19 protein-coding genes are annotated in these 14,837 nt (G+C 70.2%); 6 read left to right on the plus strand and 13 right to left on the minus strand.

The features are described 5' to 3' along the window. The first annotated feature begins 238 nt into the window (after positions 1-238). The 6 genes from ABD978_RS07855 to ABD978_RS07880 all read left to right on the plus strand — a co-directional run bounded on the left by ABD978_RS07855 (position 239) and on the right by ABD978_RS07880 (position 4,339). The gene (locus ABD978_RS07855) at positions 239-1,471 is read left to right on the plus strand and encodes a helix-turn-helix domain-containing protein (protein WP_345350737.1); all 1,233 of its coding nucleotides are present in this window, start codon (positions 239-241) and stop codon (positions 1,469-1,471) included. A gap of 50 nt (positions 1,472-1,521) precedes the next feature. Beyond that, on the plus strand, positions 1,522-1,824 hold the full coding sequence (locus ABD978_RS07860) for a hypothetical protein (RefSeq protein WP_345350739.1): 303 nt from the start codon (positions 1,522-1,524) through the stop codon (positions 1,822-1,824). Beyond that, entirely contained in the window at positions 1,824-2,045 is a 222-nt protein-coding gene (locus ABD978_RS07865; protein ID WP_345350741.1) for a hypothetical protein, read from the plus strand. The genes ABD978_RS07860 and ABD978_RS07865 overlap by 1 nt, the downstream gene beginning before the upstream one ends. After that, positions 2,042-2,392, plus strand: a complete 351-nt coding sequence (locus ABD978_RS07870; protein WP_345350743.1) for a hypothetical protein — start codon at positions 2,042-2,044, stop codon at positions 2,390-2,392. Before ABD978_RS07865 ends, ABD978_RS07870 begins: the two co-directional genes overlap by 4 nt. A gap of 172 nt (positions 2,393-2,564) precedes the next feature. After that, positions 2,565-3,737 (plus strand): methyltransferase domain-containing protein, encoded by a 1,173-nt coding sequence (locus ABD978_RS07875; protein WP_345350746.1) that lies wholly within the window; start codon positions 2,565-2,567, stop codon positions 3,735-3,737. 35 nt (positions 3,738-3,772) lie between these two features. Further along, positions 3,773-4,339, plus strand: a complete 567-nt coding sequence (locus ABD978_RS07880; RefSeq protein ID WP_345350749.1) for a Uma2 family endonuclease — start codon at positions 3,773-3,775, stop codon at positions 4,337-4,339. Positions 4,340-4,476: 137 nt separating this feature from the next. Here ABD978_RS07880 and ABD978_RS07885 read toward each other — a convergent pair whose 3' ends face one another. The 13 genes from ABD978_RS07885 to ABD978_RS07940 form a co-directional block, all read right to left on the minus strand. Then, the gene (locus ABD978_RS07885; RefSeq protein WP_345350752.1) at positions 4,477-5,682 is read right to left on the minus strand and encodes an acetyl-CoA C-acetyltransferase; all 1,206 of its coding nucleotides are present in this window, start codon (positions 5,680-5,682) and stop codon (positions 4,477-4,479) included. 76 nt (positions 5,683-5,758) lie between these two features. Beyond that, complete coding sequence (locus ABD978_RS07890; protein ID WP_345350756.1) at positions 5,759-6,163, minus strand: hypothetical protein; 405 nt, start codon at positions 6,161-6,163, stop codon at positions 5,759-5,761. 27 nt (positions 6,164-6,190) lie between these two features. After that, a complete protein-coding gene (gene hypE, locus ABD978_RS07895) occupies positions 6,191-7,354 on the minus strand; it encodes a hydrogenase expression/formation protein HypE (RefSeq protein ID WP_345350760.1) in 1,164 nt (387 codons plus the stop codon). Further along, positions 7,351-8,478 (minus strand): hydrogenase formation protein HypD, encoded by a 1,128-nt coding sequence (hypD, locus tag ABD978_RS07900; RefSeq protein WP_345350763.1) that lies wholly within the window; start codon positions 8,476-8,478, stop codon positions 7,351-7,353. Before hypD ends, hypE begins: the two co-directional genes overlap by 4 nt. 6 nt (positions 8,479-8,484) lie before the next feature. Further along, the gene (locus ABD978_RS07905; RefSeq protein ID WP_345350766.1) at positions 8,485-8,763 is read right to left on the minus strand and encodes a HypC/HybG/HupF family hydrogenase formation chaperone; all 279 of its coding nucleotides are present in this window, start codon (positions 8,761-8,763) and stop codon (positions 8,485-8,487) included. Continuing rightward, entirely contained in the window at positions 8,711-9,103 is a 393-nt protein-coding gene (locus tag ABD978_RS07910; RefSeq protein ID WP_345350769.1) for a hydrogenase maturation nickel metallochaperone HypA/HybF, read from the minus strand. The genes ABD978_RS07905 and ABD978_RS07910 overlap by 53 nt, the downstream gene beginning before the upstream one ends. Positions 9,104-9,112: 9 nt before the next feature. Beyond that, positions 9,113-9,229, minus strand: coding sequence for a DUF6893 family small protein (locus tag ABD978_RS43795; RefSeq protein WP_425550685.1), 117 nt, complete (start codon positions 9,227-9,229; stop codon positions 9,113-9,115). Then, positions 9,223-9,723, minus strand: coding sequence for a hydrogenase maturation protease (locus tag ABD978_RS07915; protein WP_345350772.1), 501 nt, complete (start codon positions 9,721-9,723; stop codon positions 9,223-9,225). The genes ABD978_RS43795 and ABD978_RS07915 overlap by 7 nt, the downstream gene beginning before the upstream one ends. Beyond that, a complete protein-coding gene (locus ABD978_RS07920; protein WP_345350775.1) occupies positions 9,720-11,144 on the minus strand; it encodes a hypothetical protein in 1,425 nt (474 codons plus the stop codon). Before ABD978_RS07920 ends, ABD978_RS07915 begins: the two co-directional genes overlap by 4 nt. Then, positions 11,141-11,794, minus strand: coding sequence for a DUF6084 family protein (locus ABD978_RS07925; RefSeq protein ID WP_345350778.1), 654 nt, complete (start codon positions 11,792-11,794; stop codon positions 11,141-11,143). Before ABD978_RS07925 ends, ABD978_RS07920 begins: the two co-directional genes overlap by 4 nt. Then, the gene (locus ABD978_RS07930; protein WP_345350781.1) at positions 11,787-12,419 is read right to left on the minus strand and encodes a DUF5947 family protein; all 633 of its coding nucleotides are present in this window, start codon (positions 12,417-12,419) and stop codon (positions 11,787-11,789) included. Before ABD978_RS07930 ends, ABD978_RS07925 begins: the two co-directional genes overlap by 8 nt. After that, entirely contained in the window at positions 12,416-12,997 is a 582-nt protein-coding gene (locus tag ABD978_RS07935) for a NifU family protein (RefSeq protein WP_345350784.1), read from the minus strand. The genes ABD978_RS07930 and ABD978_RS07935 overlap by 4 nt, the downstream gene beginning before the upstream one ends. Before the next feature lie 33 nt (positions 12,998-13,030). Beyond that, positions 13,031-14,836, minus strand: coding sequence for a nickel-dependent hydrogenase large subunit (locus ABD978_RS07940; protein WP_345350787.1), 1,806 nt, complete (start codon positions 14,834-14,836; stop codon positions 13,031-13,033). Position 14,837 lies beyond the last annotated feature (1 nt).

The following is a 14,837-nucleotide window of genomic DNA, read 5'->3' on the forward strand; positions in this document are numbered from 1 at the left end:
GCATAACGCTCGGCGAAAGTCCGCGCTGCCGGGTGGTTCATCCTGATAAAGGACCTGCTCCGGGTGGCTTCACCGAGCGTTATGCCCACCCAGTACGAATCGCCGAGTTACCTGGCAGCACGAGAACATACGTCCGGGCTACTACTTGTCTGTTCAGTCGCTTTCCGGGATAGCTGTCTCTTCGGCTTGCGCGGCGTACCCTGGCCGCAGGGTCATCGCTATTCGTTGGGAGCCCCCCATGCCCGAGACTCTTCCCCCTGAGCTGACGCGTGGCGAACGTATCCGTGTCCTTCGTGAACGTCGGGGCATGTCCCGTACGGTGCTCGCCAATCTGGTCGGCCGTGGCCCCGACTGGCTGAAGAAGATCGAGAGGGGCGAGCGGGAGCTACGCGATTACACGCTTCTCGTGCGGCTCGCCGTAGCTCTTCGCGTCAATGACCTGTCCGTAATCACTGGTGGAACGACTCCGGTTCCGGTTGACGCCTCTTCGCGCCTCATGCTGCCGTTCGTCGGTGAGATCCGCGATGCCGTGCGGGGGGCGCTGTTCTCGCCTCCGTCACAGGACGACCCGCCGTCCGTGGACGTACTTCGCGGGCGGGTCTCGGAACTATGGCGGCTGTGGCACTCCTCGCGCTTCCAGCGCTCGGAGGTCGGCCAGATGTTGCCCACTCTCATTCGAGATGCTCAAGTGTCGACGCGGCACTTCGACGGGCCGGACCGACGCAAGGCGTACGCGGTGCTCGCCGACGTCTACCACCTGGCGCAACAGGTGCTTGCATACGCCTGTGAGCCGGAGCTGTACTGGATCATCGTCGACCGTGGCCGTCTCGCTGCCCAGGAAGCGGACGATCCAGTGAGCCTCGCGGGAGCCGCATGGACGTACGGCAACGGGCTCCGAGAGACCTACGCCGAAGAGGCCATTCGCGAGGTGGAGACGGTCGCGACCGCACTCACACCGCTCCTGGAGGAGGGCTCCGACGATCTCCGGGCCATGTACGGTGCGCTGCATCTGCACGCCGCGATCACCTACGCGCGGGACGGAAGAGACGGTGACGCATGGCGTCACTGGGACGAAGCCAAACGCGTCGTCGAGCGGCTTCCCGCTGACTACACGCACGCCTGGACCGTCTTCGGGCGGGCGAACGTCGACATTCACGGGATCTCCGTCGGGGTCGACCTCCGCACACCCGGTGCCGCTCTGCAGCGCTCCGAAGATATGAACCTCGACACGGTCCCGTCCGTGGAGCGCCGGTCGCGTGTCCTCATCGAACTCGCTCGGGCACAGCACCAACGGCATGACCATGCGGGCACCCTGCATTACATGAACCGTGCGCACGCAGCGTCGCCGGAGTCCGTGCGCTACACCCCTCTTGCCCGAGGACTCGTGTCCGACCTGCTACGCGAGGCACGGGGACCGCTCAAGAGCGACGCCGTCGCACTCGCTGACGCGGCGGGGGTGCTTGCGGGGTAGGGGTACACAGTGTCCCCATCTGATAACTCTCGGTTGCCTATCGTTCGGGTATGACACAAACGGGAACACGGCCAGAGCTCTCGGAGGACGCGCACACGGTCGCAGACCGTTTGGCGCGGGCCTGCCGGATGGAGGGGTTAAGCGCCGACGTGCTCGGCCCTACGCGAGTGCGGGCCTGCGTGCCAAAGACGCATGCGGGGCTGACGGAGATCATCAAAATCATGCCCGATGAGGGCGAGGTTCTGTCCTTCTACTGGAGCTGGGGCGAGCGCATCTGCCCGGCCGCCGACATCACCAGGGCGGTTGCCGCGATCAAGCACGTCGTCACCCCACCGCTTCATTCGGCATTCTGATGACGTCACCGGACGAGCTGATGCGCTCCGTGCACAACTTCCACGCCACCATGAACCGGATGCGCCGACCGGGCGTCTCGTGGATCGCCGAGGTCGCACAGCTCAAGATTCTCGTCGGCAAGTATCCAGTCCACGCTCGGGAATTCCTGGCGCATCTGGGCGAACCGGCTGACGGTGACGGAACACCGCTCGGCGCAACAACAGAAAAGGGAAGGACGTGACCGCCGTGGTGCCGGGCCGCGGCCTGTCGGAGTGGACTCGTGCCGGGACCGATATGGACGGTATCCCGCTGTGGCAGTGGAACGGGGAGCCGGTGTATGCCGCGACTCGTGACACGGATCAGCTCATTTTTCTTGGCGCCGCTCTGGCGTGGTTCGACGAGATGAGCGCCGAGGATTTTCATGCGTTCATCTCTTCGGCACCGGTCCCGGCCCACAGCGCGACAACGGACGGCGCCGAAACCGATAGTGAGCGTGCGGCGAATGCCGCAGGCAGCTCTTCGCCTGGCAGAAGGGCTAGCACCCGCACCCAGTGGGTGATTCCGCCGACTCGGAGCATCGACCTCTAGGAGCGCCTAAGACGCGTAACGATGAAGATGGGAGGTGAGCATGGGCAGGCACGGTGGAGGCAACAGCGACAGCAACACGCCGACGGACGGCAGAGACCCGCAGGGCGGAAAGCGCGGCACCGGCGGCAACACCAACGACAATCCGAGCGACGGTAAGCGAGGTAAGTGAGTGATGAAGTCCCCTGACCCGCGTGCACGCGCAGAAGCCCTTGCTGACCTGCTCGCGGGTCAAGGGGACCTCACGGATGAGCGGTGGCGGCAAGCGCTGGTGGAGGTGCCACGGCACCTGTTCGTGCCAGACGTCGCCTGGGCGAACCCGGACGGTCCTGCCCCCGGGTACCCCGTCGACCGGACCCACGACGAAGCAGCCTGGTGGGACGCCGTGTACTCCGATGCGTCGTTGGTCACCCAACGCGACGACGGCGGCTCTGACGTGCTAGGCGACGGGCTGGCCAGCTCGTCCTGTTCGGCTCCGGGGGCGGTCTTCGCATTTCTGGAGTCGCTCGTGGTCAAGGATCACGATCGAGTCCTGGAGATCGGCACGGGAACCGGTTGGACGGCCGCACTGTTGTCGCACCGCATCGGCGACCGGAACGTCACCACCATCGAGATCGATCCGGTGCTGGCGGAGCGGGCGGCGGCGAACCTCAAGACGGCCGGATACGCGCCCCGCCTGGTCGTCGGTAACGGTGCCGAAGGGTGGCCGGACGGTGCGCCGTTCGACCGCGTCCACGTGACCTGCGCGGTCGCGACGATTCCGTACGCCTGGGTGGAGCAGACCCGTCCGGGTGGGCTGATCCTCACCCCCTACAGCCCTGGCTACGGGTACGGCTGGTTGGCCCGCTTGGCCGTCGTCGGCGACGGAACGGCCGTCGGGCGGTTTCCGAGCTCGGCCGGATACATGCTGATGCGCTCGCAGCGCCCGGCACGCGGAGCCGCGTTCGACTGGGTGCACGAGTCGGACGACCCGGCCGAGTCGACGACCCGCCTCGACCCGCGGCACCTGCACGACGACACCGACGCGGACCTGTTCATCTGCGCCAGCACGCCCGGCGTGCACAAACGCCTCTACTACGACGAGGAGACGGACTCCGGGGAGGCGACATTCTGGGTGCTCGAGAATGCCGGGCACGATGGGTCCTGGGCGTCGGTGGACTACGTGCCCGGCAAGACCGAGTTCCTCGTCCAACAGCATGGGCCGCGCCGCCTGTGGGATGAAGTCTCCGCGGCGTATCTCCGGTGGCTGTCCCTCGGACGTCCAGCCCGGGATCGGTTCGGGCTGACGGTCTCACCAGAAGGCGAACGTGTGTGGCTCGATGATCCGATCAACCTGATCGGACCGTAGCGGAAGCGGGTTGGGCAGTGTCCGGGAGGTGTGTCGTGACTGCCGACATGGTGGTTCCCCTGTGGATGCACGAGCAGATCACGGCGGAGCAGTACGACTTCTGGTCCGATGAGCAGTGCGCCGGCATCGAAATCGTGGACGGGATGGTCGTCGTCGGCCCGAGTGCGTCCAAGCGGCACAACCGGCTGGCCCGTATTCTGGCGAACACCCTGGACACCGCCGCGGGCCCGGACTGGAACGCGGACACGGACTTTGACGTGCGGCTTCAGGACGTGCCGCTCACCAATCGCCGTCCGGATGTCGTGGTGTATCGGGCGGACACGATCGACATCACGCCTACTCGTCCCGAGCATGTGCTGCTGGTGGCGGAGGTCGTGTCACCGGGTTCGGAGACGACCGACCGGATCGTGAAGGTCGACCAGTACGCCAAGGCCGGGATCGCGTTCTACTGGCGCGTCGAGCAGGCGGCAACGGGCGTTCCCCTGGTGTACACGTATGTCCTCGATCCCGCGACCAAGACCTACCGTGACGGCGACGTGTTCACCGGCGTCGTCAAGGTCGTGGCCCCCTTCCCAACGGAGATCGACCTCGGCCAGATCTGAGCCGCGCACTGTCGGCTGGACTTGGGCTCCAGCGATCAGAGGCGCGGGCCGCACATCGGCGAAGTCGCATCGGCGAGGTGGAAGGGGAGGGCCCGGCGCGGCGGCCGGACCCTCCCACGGCAGACAACAGGGCGGATCTAGGCGATGCGTTCGAAGACGGCGGCGAGGCCCTGGCCGCCGCCGATGCACATGGTCTCCAGGCCGTAGCGGGCGTCGCGGCGGCGCAGTTCGTACAGGAGCGTGGCGAGGATGCGGGCGCCGGTCGCGCCGACCGGGTGGCCGAGGGAGATGCCCGAGCCGTTGACGTTCAGCTTCTCGAGGCCGGCCTCGGCCAGATCCCACTCACGCAGGACGCCGAGCACCTGCGCGGCGAACGCCTCGTTCAGCTCGATCAGGTCCATGTCGTCCAGGCTCAGCCCGGCGCGGCCGAGGGCCTTCTCGGTCGCGGGCACGGGGCCGAGCCCCATGAGGTGCGGGGGCACGCCGGCGACGGCCCAGGAGACCAGCCGGGCCTGGGGGGTCAGGCCGAGCGCGGTGGCCCGCTCCCGCGTCGTGACGAGGCAGACGGCGGCGCCGTCGTTCTGGCCGCTGGAGTTACCCGCCGTGACGGTCGCGCCGTCGACGCGCATGACCGGCTTCAGCGTGGCGAGCCGGTCGAGGGTCGTGTCGGCGCGGGGGTGCTCGTCCCGGTCGACGACCTGCACGCCCTTGCGGTCGCGGACCTCCACGGGCACGATCTCGTCGGCGAACAGACCCTTGTCCTGGGCGCGTACCGCCCGCTCGTGGGAGCGCAGTGCCAGCTCGTCCTGCTCCGTACGGCCGATCCCGTAGCGTTCGCGGACGTTCTCGGCGGTCTCCAGCATGCCGCCCGGCACGGGGTACTGCTCTCCGCCCGCCGTGACACGGGCGCGGGCCAGCCGGTCGGTCAGCTTGATCTCCGGGCCGGGACGGCCCCAGCGCAGGTCGGTGGCGTAGTACTCGACGCCGCTCATGCTCTCCGTGCCGCCGGCGATGACCATGTCGCTCACGCCGGTCGCGACCTGCATCACCGCGTTGACGATGGCCTGCAGCCCGGATCCGCACCGCCGGTCCACCTGCACGCCGGCGACCTCGACCGGCAGGCCCGCGTCCAGGGCGGCGACGCGGCCGATGGCGGGCGCCTCGCCGTTCGGGTTGCAGTTGCCGAGGATGACGTCGCCGATCTCCTGGGGGTCGACGCCGGTGCGCTCCACCAGCGCGCGGATCACCGTCACCGCGAGCTCCTGCGCGCTGACGTCCTTCAACGCCCCGCCGAACCGCCCCACCGGCGTACGAACCGGTGCACAGACCACAACCTCGCGCATGTCACCACTCCTCTCGCGATAACCCTACGTTTCGGGTCGCGAGAGGGATCGCCGGGTCTTCCGGCAGGTGAGAACCTCAGCCGGCCTGGTCGCCGGGCGGCAGCTGCGGGCTCTCCTCCTCGGCCGTCTCGTGTGCGCCCACGCCGGTGCCGTGCTCGGCCGTCGCCTTACCGGCCGGGCGGTCGGCCCCCTCGGCGGGTTCGGCCTTCCGCCCGGAGGCCATCTCCTCCGCCCGCGCGCTCTCGCTCGTGCCGACGCCCAGCGGACTCCGCGCGTCCATGTCGGTCGACGGGACGCCCTCTTTCTCCTCCTCGGACGGGATGCGGCCCGGCCACTGCGGCTCGGACGGAGGCGTCTGGAAGGCCTTGTCACCGGCCTGCCTCGTCTCCTCGCTCGCGGTGCCGACGTCGGGCGCGGAGCCGTGCTGCTCTTCGTCCTCGGGGAACCGGCCCGGGCGGTCGGCCCCCTCTGACTCCTTCACCGGGGAACCCTCCTTCTCCCATCGCGGTCAGCAGATCCGGGGCAGCGGATCACCGACCAGCACATCGACGATGCGGGTGCCGCCGAACGCGGTCCGCAGCAGGACCAGCCCCGGCGGGTCCGCTCCGACCCGGCCGATCACGGCGGCCTCCGCGCCGAGCGGGTGGGACCGCAGGGCGGCGAGCGCCGCGTCGGCGGCCGGCTCGGCCACGACGGCGACCATCCGGCCCTCGCAGGCGACGTACAGCGGGTCGATGCCGAGCAGCTCGCACGCTCCGCGCACGGCGGTGCGGACCGGGATGGCGTTCTCCTCCAGCACGACGGAGACCTTGGACGCCTCGGCCAGCTCGTTGAGGATGGTCGCGACGCCGCCTCGGGTCGCGTCCCGCAGGAACCGGACCCGCCCGTGCGGGCAGGCGTCCAGCAGGGGCGCGGTGAGCTCGCTGAGCGGCGCGGTGTCGGAGGTCAGGTCGGCCTCGATGTCGAGTTCGCCCCGCGCCAGCATGATCGTGATGCCGTGCTCGCCGATGGGGCCGGAGACGATCACCACGTCACCGGGCTGGGCGGCGGACACGCTCAACGTCGAATCACGGTCGAGCACACCGATGCCCGTCGTGTTGATGTAGCACCCGTCGCCCTTGCCGCGCTGCACGACCTTGGTGTCGCCGGTGACGATGTTGACGCCCGCCCGCTCGGCCGCCGTCGCCATCGCCTCGGTGATGCGCCGCAGGTCGGCGATGGGGAAGCCCTCTTCGAGGATGAACCCGGCGGACAGGTGCCGCGGCCGGGCCCCGCACATCGCCAGGTCGTTCACCGTGCCGTTGACGGCCAGGTCACCGATGTTGCCGCCGGGGAAGAACAGCGGCGTCACTACGAACGAGTCGGTGCTGAAGGCGAGCCCGTTCACGGTCGCGCCGTCCTCGAGGGGCTCCAGCAGCGGGTTGCGGAACGCCTCCATGAACACCGCCTCGATCAGGTTGTGCGTGGCCTTGCCGCCGGCGCCGTGGCTGAGGTTGATGTACTCCTCCCGGACGCGCGCCTTCCGGTGCCGGGCCCGCTCGATCCGCTCGAGGACCTGCGCCTCCCGGTCCCCGGGAACCTCCCGTACGGCCTCCGCCCGTGGCCGCTCGTCCCGTACGGCCGCTCCGGTTCGCTCGTCCCGTACGGCCGCCGGTGGCCGTTCGTCGCTCATCGGCTCGTCGCCTCCTTCACCCGCTCGCGGGCGAACCGGCCGTAGTTGTAGTACGCCGCGCAGGCGCCCTCGGACGACACCATGCAGGTGCCGATCGGCGTCTCCGGCGTGCACGCGGTGCCGAAGACCTTGCACTCCCACGGCTTGAGGACGCCCTTGAGCACCTCGCCGCACTGGCAGGCCTTCGGGTCGGCCACCCGGCTGCCCGGGATCTCGAAGATCCGCTCGGCGTCGAAGGCGGCGTACCGTTCCCGCACCCGCAGCGCCGAGTGCGAGATGAAGCCCAGGCCGCGCCACTCGAAGTACGGGCGCAGCTCCATGACCTCGTTGATCGCCATGAGCGCCCGGCGGTTGCCGTCCCACGGGACGACGCGGGAGTACTGGTTCTCCACCTCGCTGCGGCCCTCGGCGAGCTGCAGCAGGATCATGTAGATCGACTGGAGCACGTCCAGGGGCTCGAACCCGGACGTGACCAGCGGTTTGCCGTAGTCGCGGGCGATGAACTCGTACGGTCGGCAGCCGATGATCGTCGAGACGTGGCCCGGTCCGATGAACCCGTCCAGGCGCAGGTCGGGCGAGTCGAGGATCGCCTTGATCGCCGGGATGATCGTCACGTGGTTGCAGAAGATCGAGAAGTTCTCGATCCCCTCGGCCTTGGCGCGCAGCACGGTCATCGCGGTCGACGGCGCGGTGGTCTCGAAGCCGATGGCCATGAAGACGATCCGTCGGTCCGGGTTCTGCCGGGCGACCTTGAGGGCGTCCAGCGGGCTGTAGACCATGCGGATGTCGGAGCCCTCCGCCATCGACTCGAAGAACGAACCGCGGCCGCCCGGCACCCGCATCATGTCGCCGAACGAGGTCATGATCACGTCAGGCTGCTCGGCGATGTGGATCGCGTCGTCCACCCGGCCCATCGGGATCACGCAGACCGGGCAGCCCGGCCCGTGCACCAGCGTGATCGTCTCGGGCAGGTAGTCCTCCAGGCCGTGTTTGTAGATGGTGTGCGTGTGGCCGCCGCACACCTCCATGAACTTGTAGCGCCGGCCCGGCTCGCACAGCGAGGCGATCTTCGCGGCCAGGGCCTGCGCCTTCTCCGCGTCGCGGTACTCGTCCACGAAGCGCATCGGGGCTCACCCCTTCTCGATCGTCGAGTCGCGCAGGGCGGCCATCTCGTCGGCGTACGCCTGGCCGATGCCCTCGAGGAAGGCCAGGGCCGCCTTCGCCTCCTCCTCGTCGATCTTCGACAGGGCGAAGCCGACATGGATGAGGATCCAGTCGCCGGGCGCGAGGTGCTCGCCGTCCAGCAGGCCGATGTTGATGGCGCGCCGGACGCCGCTCACGTCCACCTTGGCGAGGTCAGGCCGATCCGGAAGGATCTGCACGATCTCGCCGGGAATTCCCAGGCACATGTGCCGCCTCCACCAGCTCGATTGACTCAAGGACGAGCTCGTCGCCGCCCTCGATCGCCAGGTCGGTCCCGCCGCACGCGGGGCACACCGCCACGAGGCCGTCCGAGGTCGTGGTCCGGTCGCACCGGCCGCAGGTCAGCCGGACCGGGTCCACGATCAGCTCCACGTGCGCGCCGTCCGCCACCGTCCCGTCGGCGGCCAGCGCGAACGCCTGGTCGAGGGCGTCCGGGCTGATCCGCAGCAGGACTCCCGCCCGTACGCGCGCCCGCCGCACCGGACGGCCGTCCGCGCGCCGCTCCACGGCCGCCAGGACCGCCTCCGCGATTCCGAATTCATGCATGTGGGCTCCTCACATTCGCCGGATCTTCAGGTAGCGCCTGATGTCGGGCAGCGACTGGACGAACAGGAACGTCAGCCCGGTCAGCGCTCCCGCCACCGCGGTGCCGAGAAGCAGGCGTTTCACCACTGATCACCCCTCCTTCCGGTCGAGGGCCTCACGTCGGAGACCGGCTCTTCGCGGATCAGGTCGAGGACGAGGTCGGCGGCCGGGGCGACCGCGTCGGCCACCGGGGGGCTCAGGTCCATGCCGGGGGAGGTGTCGGCCGGCTCGCAGCCGACGAGGAGGACCCGCCCGGTCGTGCCGTCGAGCGTCGCGGCCAGGGCCAGCACGGCCTCGGGCGTCATGTCGTGCGCGTCGACGGAGCCGTCCGTGACGTCGTCGGGGGCGGGCCGCAGCACGTAGAGCGTGCCGGGCCGGCCGCCGCGCGGCACCGCGTCGATCAGGATCGTGGCGGCGTATCCGCCGGTCAGCTCGTACGCGAGGTGGATGCCGCCGATGCCGAAGTCGGTGACCGTCACGCCCTCGGGCAGGACCATGCCGGCGAGCCGGCGGGCGACCACGCTGCCGAACCCGTCGTCCCCGAGGAAGATGTTGCCGCAGCCCGCGACCAGGATCGTCATGAGCCGCCTCCCGGTCCGGCGCCTCCCTGCCCGGCCTCTCCCGGTTCGGCGCCGCCGGGCAGGGGCTCCACCTCGTCCGGGGCGAAGTAGCGGAACCTGCCCTGCGCACGCGCCAGGTCGGCGCCGGGGTCGTCCTCGAGCGTCACCGCGAGGTACCGGACGCCGTCGACGTCCTGGAAGACGGCCTCGACCAGGGCCGCGCGCCCCGCCAGGAACATGTCGTGCGCGTCCGCCCGCCGCCGGCCCGGCCGGAGCCGTACGCGGCTGCCCCGGGCGACGCGGACACCGGAGACGACCACGCTGTCGGTCTCCGGCGCCACGCTCCGGTCCGCCCCGGGGTTCCACCAGGGCGGCTGCCCCTCGGACGGGGCGTCCTCGGGCCGGGTGACCTGCCGGATCGCGCCGTGCAGCCGCTCCATCAGCTCCGGCGGGAGGCCGCCGACGCGTTCGATCAGCTCGGCCGCGCGCGGGTCGGTCGCCCGCGCCTCCGCCCGCTCCCGGTCGGTGAGGGTGAGGGTGCGCAGGCTGAGCAGCTCGTCGATCTCGGTCGAGTCGAACAGCGGTCCCGGGCTCTCCGGCGCGATCGCCGGATGGTCGTACAGGATGATCGGTGCGGACAGCACGACGTCGTGCTCGCCCGGCTCGCCCGCGAGCACCGGCCAGGTGTGCCGGTTCCGGCAGCCCGCCGCGGCCGGGGCCGCCCACTCGGGCGGATCGATCAGTGAGATGAAGTCGCCGCCGCTCAGTCCGATGATGAGGTGGGTGGCGAGCAGCGAACGCCGCAGCGCCTGCTCGCGCGGCGCGCTCGCGTCCGCCCAGCCGTGCGTGTTCGCGACCGTGACGCGGAGCCGGGTCAGTCCGTACGGTCCGGGCAGCCGCTCGGCCCGGACCCGCAGGGCGGCGCGCAGGGACAGGTGGTCCAGAACGACGTGGCCGCGCTGCTCTCCCCGCGCGTCCGTGATCGGCTCCGTCGCCCGCTCCCCGCACACTCCGATCACGATGGTCCGTTCGACGCCGATGACGTCCCCGAGGCGGAGCACGACCTCCGCCTCGCGTTCCGCCGCGTCCTCGTAGGTCAGGTACGTGGCGTCGCCGACGGTGAGACCCATGACCGGTTGGAACCGGCCGCCCACCGCCTCCTCGACGGTCCGGGTCCGCAGGTGGAGGAAGCGGAGCAGCACCCGGAGTTCGGCCTCCGGGTCGGCGGTCAGCAGGCACTCGGTCACGCTCGCCGACGGTTCGGCGGTCGCCGGGTAACCGGTCGGCACGAGCACGCCGAACTGCCAGCGCACGCGGTTCTTGGCGGCCGAGGCGCGGTACGGGTACAGCAGGTAGCCCTCGTAGAGGATCGCGTCGGCGACCCGCCGAGCCCGGTCCATCGCCGAGCGGGGCGGCGTGTCGGCGGGTTCGTGTCGCCTCATCGGTCTCCGGCCTCCTCGAGCAGCCGTTCGACGGTCTCGTCCCAGGTCGCCAGCGCGCGGGCGGACTTGTAGCGCAGGAGACCCCGCAGGGTGTCCCGGCGCAGCCGCAGCCAGCCGGTGCCGGGGAAGTACAGGTCCATCACCTCGTGCCACAGCGCCACGGGCAGCCGGTAGCGCGCCTCGCGGTCCCAGGGCACCGGCGTGACCTCGAAACCGCGCTCCGTACGGCAGAACACGGTGCCGCTGAACAGCAGCAGCAGCGGGATCTCCCCGTCCTCCAGCGAGGCGAAGTACTTGCCCGCGGCGACCTCGAGGTCGTACCCGCAGGGCACCGGCACGTCGACGTCGGTGCTTCCGGTGAACGGCGGAACCGTGACGGAGAGGGTGGCGAGCTGCATCGCCCGGACCGTGTCGCGCCAGCGGGCGACGGGGCCGAACAGGTCGCCGAGCAGCTCCGCCTCACCCGTCGTGTACTGGCGCCGCGCGGGCTCGATCCGGATCTGGCAGCGCAGCGTGATGGCGTGTACGCCGCCGGGCGTGTCGTCGGTGATGCGCAGCCGCAGGACGAGCGTCGGGACGGCGGCGTACGGGTCCGCCTGCGCGCCCACGCACGTGAATTGCGGGGCGCAGGGGAATCGCGGATCATCCATCGCCCGCCTCCTCCGGGAGGACCTCACGGGCGCGACCACGAAGCGCGGCGAAGTAGTCCTCGATCGCCTCCCACGCCTCCTGGCCGCCGGCGAAGCCGCGCCAGTGCAGCCGTACGATCCCGACCAGCTCGTAGCAGGCGTCGATCGGCACGAGGTAGCAGGCGAACCGGTCTTCGGCGGCCCGGTCGACCAGCAGCGCCTCGACGTCGGGCCGTACACCGGCGAGCGCCGGGTTGGCGGCGAGCACGCGATCCCAGGTGCCGAGGGGGAGCTGCGACTCGGTGGCGCCGCCGGGACTCGGGTAGAAGGCGACGTTCCGGCCGAGCGTGGAGTTGTGGAAGAAGAAGGCCATGCGGACGGGGATCTGGAGCTCGTCCCAGTCGGCGGCCGACATCCGGAAGTCCCGGGTGTGGAGGTAGCGGTCGGGCACCGAGCGGAACCGCCCCCGGCCCGCGCCGTCCTGGGTGAACAGCAGGTGGCAGGGCGAACACGTGCACAGCAGCGCGCGGGACTCCAGGTTCACGACGTGGCCGTGCCCGTCGCCGAAGGGCTCGGCGCACAACTCGCAGCGCTCCACGTCCGCGGCCGGAGGCTCGCGGAACCGGCGGAGTCCGCCCCAGGTCACCGGACCGCCTCCTCCGGCACCGGGCAGGGACCGGGCGGCGTACGGGGCCGGGTGCCGATCTGGAGCAGCCGGGGCTCGGGCTCCGGCTCGGGGACCAGGCCCTCGACGTCGACGCGCGAGATCTCCGGGGCCGCGCCGGCGATGGCGCGCTCGATGGCCTGGGTCACGGTGACCCGCGAGGACGGGCAGCCGTGGCACGTCCCCTCCAGCCGCAGCCGTACGACGCCCTCCGCGTCGATGCCGAGCAGCTCCACGCCGCCGTCGTGCAGGCCGAGGTACGGGCGCACCTGGTCCAGCGCGGCGCGGACCCGCTCCTCCGCCGTCAGCGGGTGCAGGTCGTGGAGGACCAGCAGACCGGAGACGAGCTCGTCCGAGGCGAGCCGGCGCAGTGTCTCGGCCGCGTCCGTCTCGGTGACGATCTCCATGACGCGTTCGAGCCCGGCGCCGTACAGGCCGACCACGGAGCGCAGCAGCTCCTCGACCTTCGCCGCGGTCGCGGCGTCGCCGAGCCGGCCGAGCTCGGCCAGCAGCGCGTCCACCCGGTCGCCCGCCGCGCGGACGTCGTACGTGCCCGGCATGTCGGCCCCCTTTCCGCGACCTGCCGGCTCCGGTCACAACGGACCGAAGGCGTGTGGACTGTGCAGTGTGCGCAGCTCCTTGCCCTTGCCGAGGTACATGTGCACGCCGCAGGGCAGGCACGGGTCGAAGCTGCGGACGGTCCGCATGATGTCGATGCCCTTGAACGTCTCCGGTGGGTTCTCCTCGAAGATCGGGGTGTTCTGCACCGCGTCCTCGTACGGCCCCGGCGTCCCGTAGGAGTCGCGGACGCTGGCGTTCCACGGCGTCGGCGGGTACGGGTGGTAGTTGGCGATCTTGCCGTCCCTGATCACCATGTGGTGGGACAGGACGCCGCGGACGGCCTCGGTGAAGCCGCAGCTGATCGCCTCGTCCGGCACGGTGAACGGCGACCAGGTCTGCGTGTGCCCCTGCCGGACCTCGTTCATGGCCTGCTCGCAGAAGTACAGCGCGCACGCGGCGGAGTACGCCTGGAAGTAGGTGCGGGCCCGGTTGCGCTCGATCGCGTTGGACAGCGGTTCGCCGTTCCACTGCGGGATCCGCCACTCGAACGTCGTCTCCGGCAGCGTCGCCGTCTTCGGCAGGTTGATCACTACGCTGTGGCCGGTCGACCTGACGTAGCCGATGTCCAGCAGCCCGGACAGCGCCGTCGACCAGAGCCGCGCGAGCGGCCCGCCGCCGGTGTCGAGGGCGAGGAGGTTCTCCCCGTCGAACCAGCGCGGCGACATCACCCAGCTGTACTTGTTCTTGAAGTCGCGCTTCTGCGGCTTCGGGATCGTGTGCTGGTTCCACGGGTGCCGGATGTCCACCGGGTTGCCGAGCGGGTCGGTCCGCACGAACGGCTCCTGGTCCGCCCAGTCGTCGTAGTACGAGCTGCCGAGCAGGATCCGGATGCCGAGGTTGATGTCGACCAGGTCGTTGGTGACCAGGCTCCCGTCGACGATCACGCCTGGGGTGACGAACATCCGCCGGCCCCAGTCGGACATGTTCTCGTACCGGAAGTCGCAGTGCTCCGGGTCGTTCAGGCTCCCCCAGCAGCCGAGCATCACCCGCCGCCGGCCCACCTCCTGATAGCCGGGCATCGCGTCGTAGATGAAGTCGAACAGGTCGTCGTGCATGGGCACGACTCGCTTCATGAACTCCACGTACTTGGTGAGCCGGGTGAGGTAGTCGGTGAACAGCTGGATCGTCGCGACCGTGCCGACGCCGCCCGGATACAGCGTGGACGGGTGGACGTGCCTGCCCTCCATCAGGCAGAACATCTCCCGCGTCGTACGGCTCACGGCCAGGGCCTCGCGGTAGAAGTCCCCTTCGAGGGGGTTCAGCGAGCGCATGATGTCGGCGATCGTGCGGTAGCCGTGCTCGCCGGCGTGCGGGGCCTCGGTGCGTTCGGCCTGGGCCAGCACGCCCGGGTTGGTCTCGCGGATCATCTTCTCGCAGTAGTCGACCCCGACCAGGTTCTCCTGGAAGATGTTGTGGTCGAACATGTACTCGGCGGCCTCGCCGAGGTTGATGATCCACTCGCCGAGGGCCGGCGGGCGCACGTCGTAGGCCATGTTCTGCGCGTACACCGAGCAGGTGGCGTGGTTGTCGCCGCAGATCCCGCAGATCCGGCTCGTGATGAAGTGCGCGTCGCGCGGGTCCTTGCCCTTCATGAAGATGCTGTAGCCCCGGAAGATCGACGAGGTGCTGTAGCACTCGGCGACCTCCCGGTTGGCGAAGTCGACCTTGGCGTAGATGCCGAGGCTCCCGACGATGCGGGTGATCGGGTCCCACGCCATCTCGACGAGGTTGCGCTCCCGCTGCTCGGCGGGCTTCGCGCGCTGCGGTGCGGTGGTCATG

The sequence above is a fragment of the Actinoallomurus liliacearum genome (assembly GCF_039542035.1).
GTDB lineage: Bacteria > Actinomycetota > Actinomycetes > Streptosporangiales > Streptosporangiaceae > Actinoallomurus > Actinoallomurus liliacearum.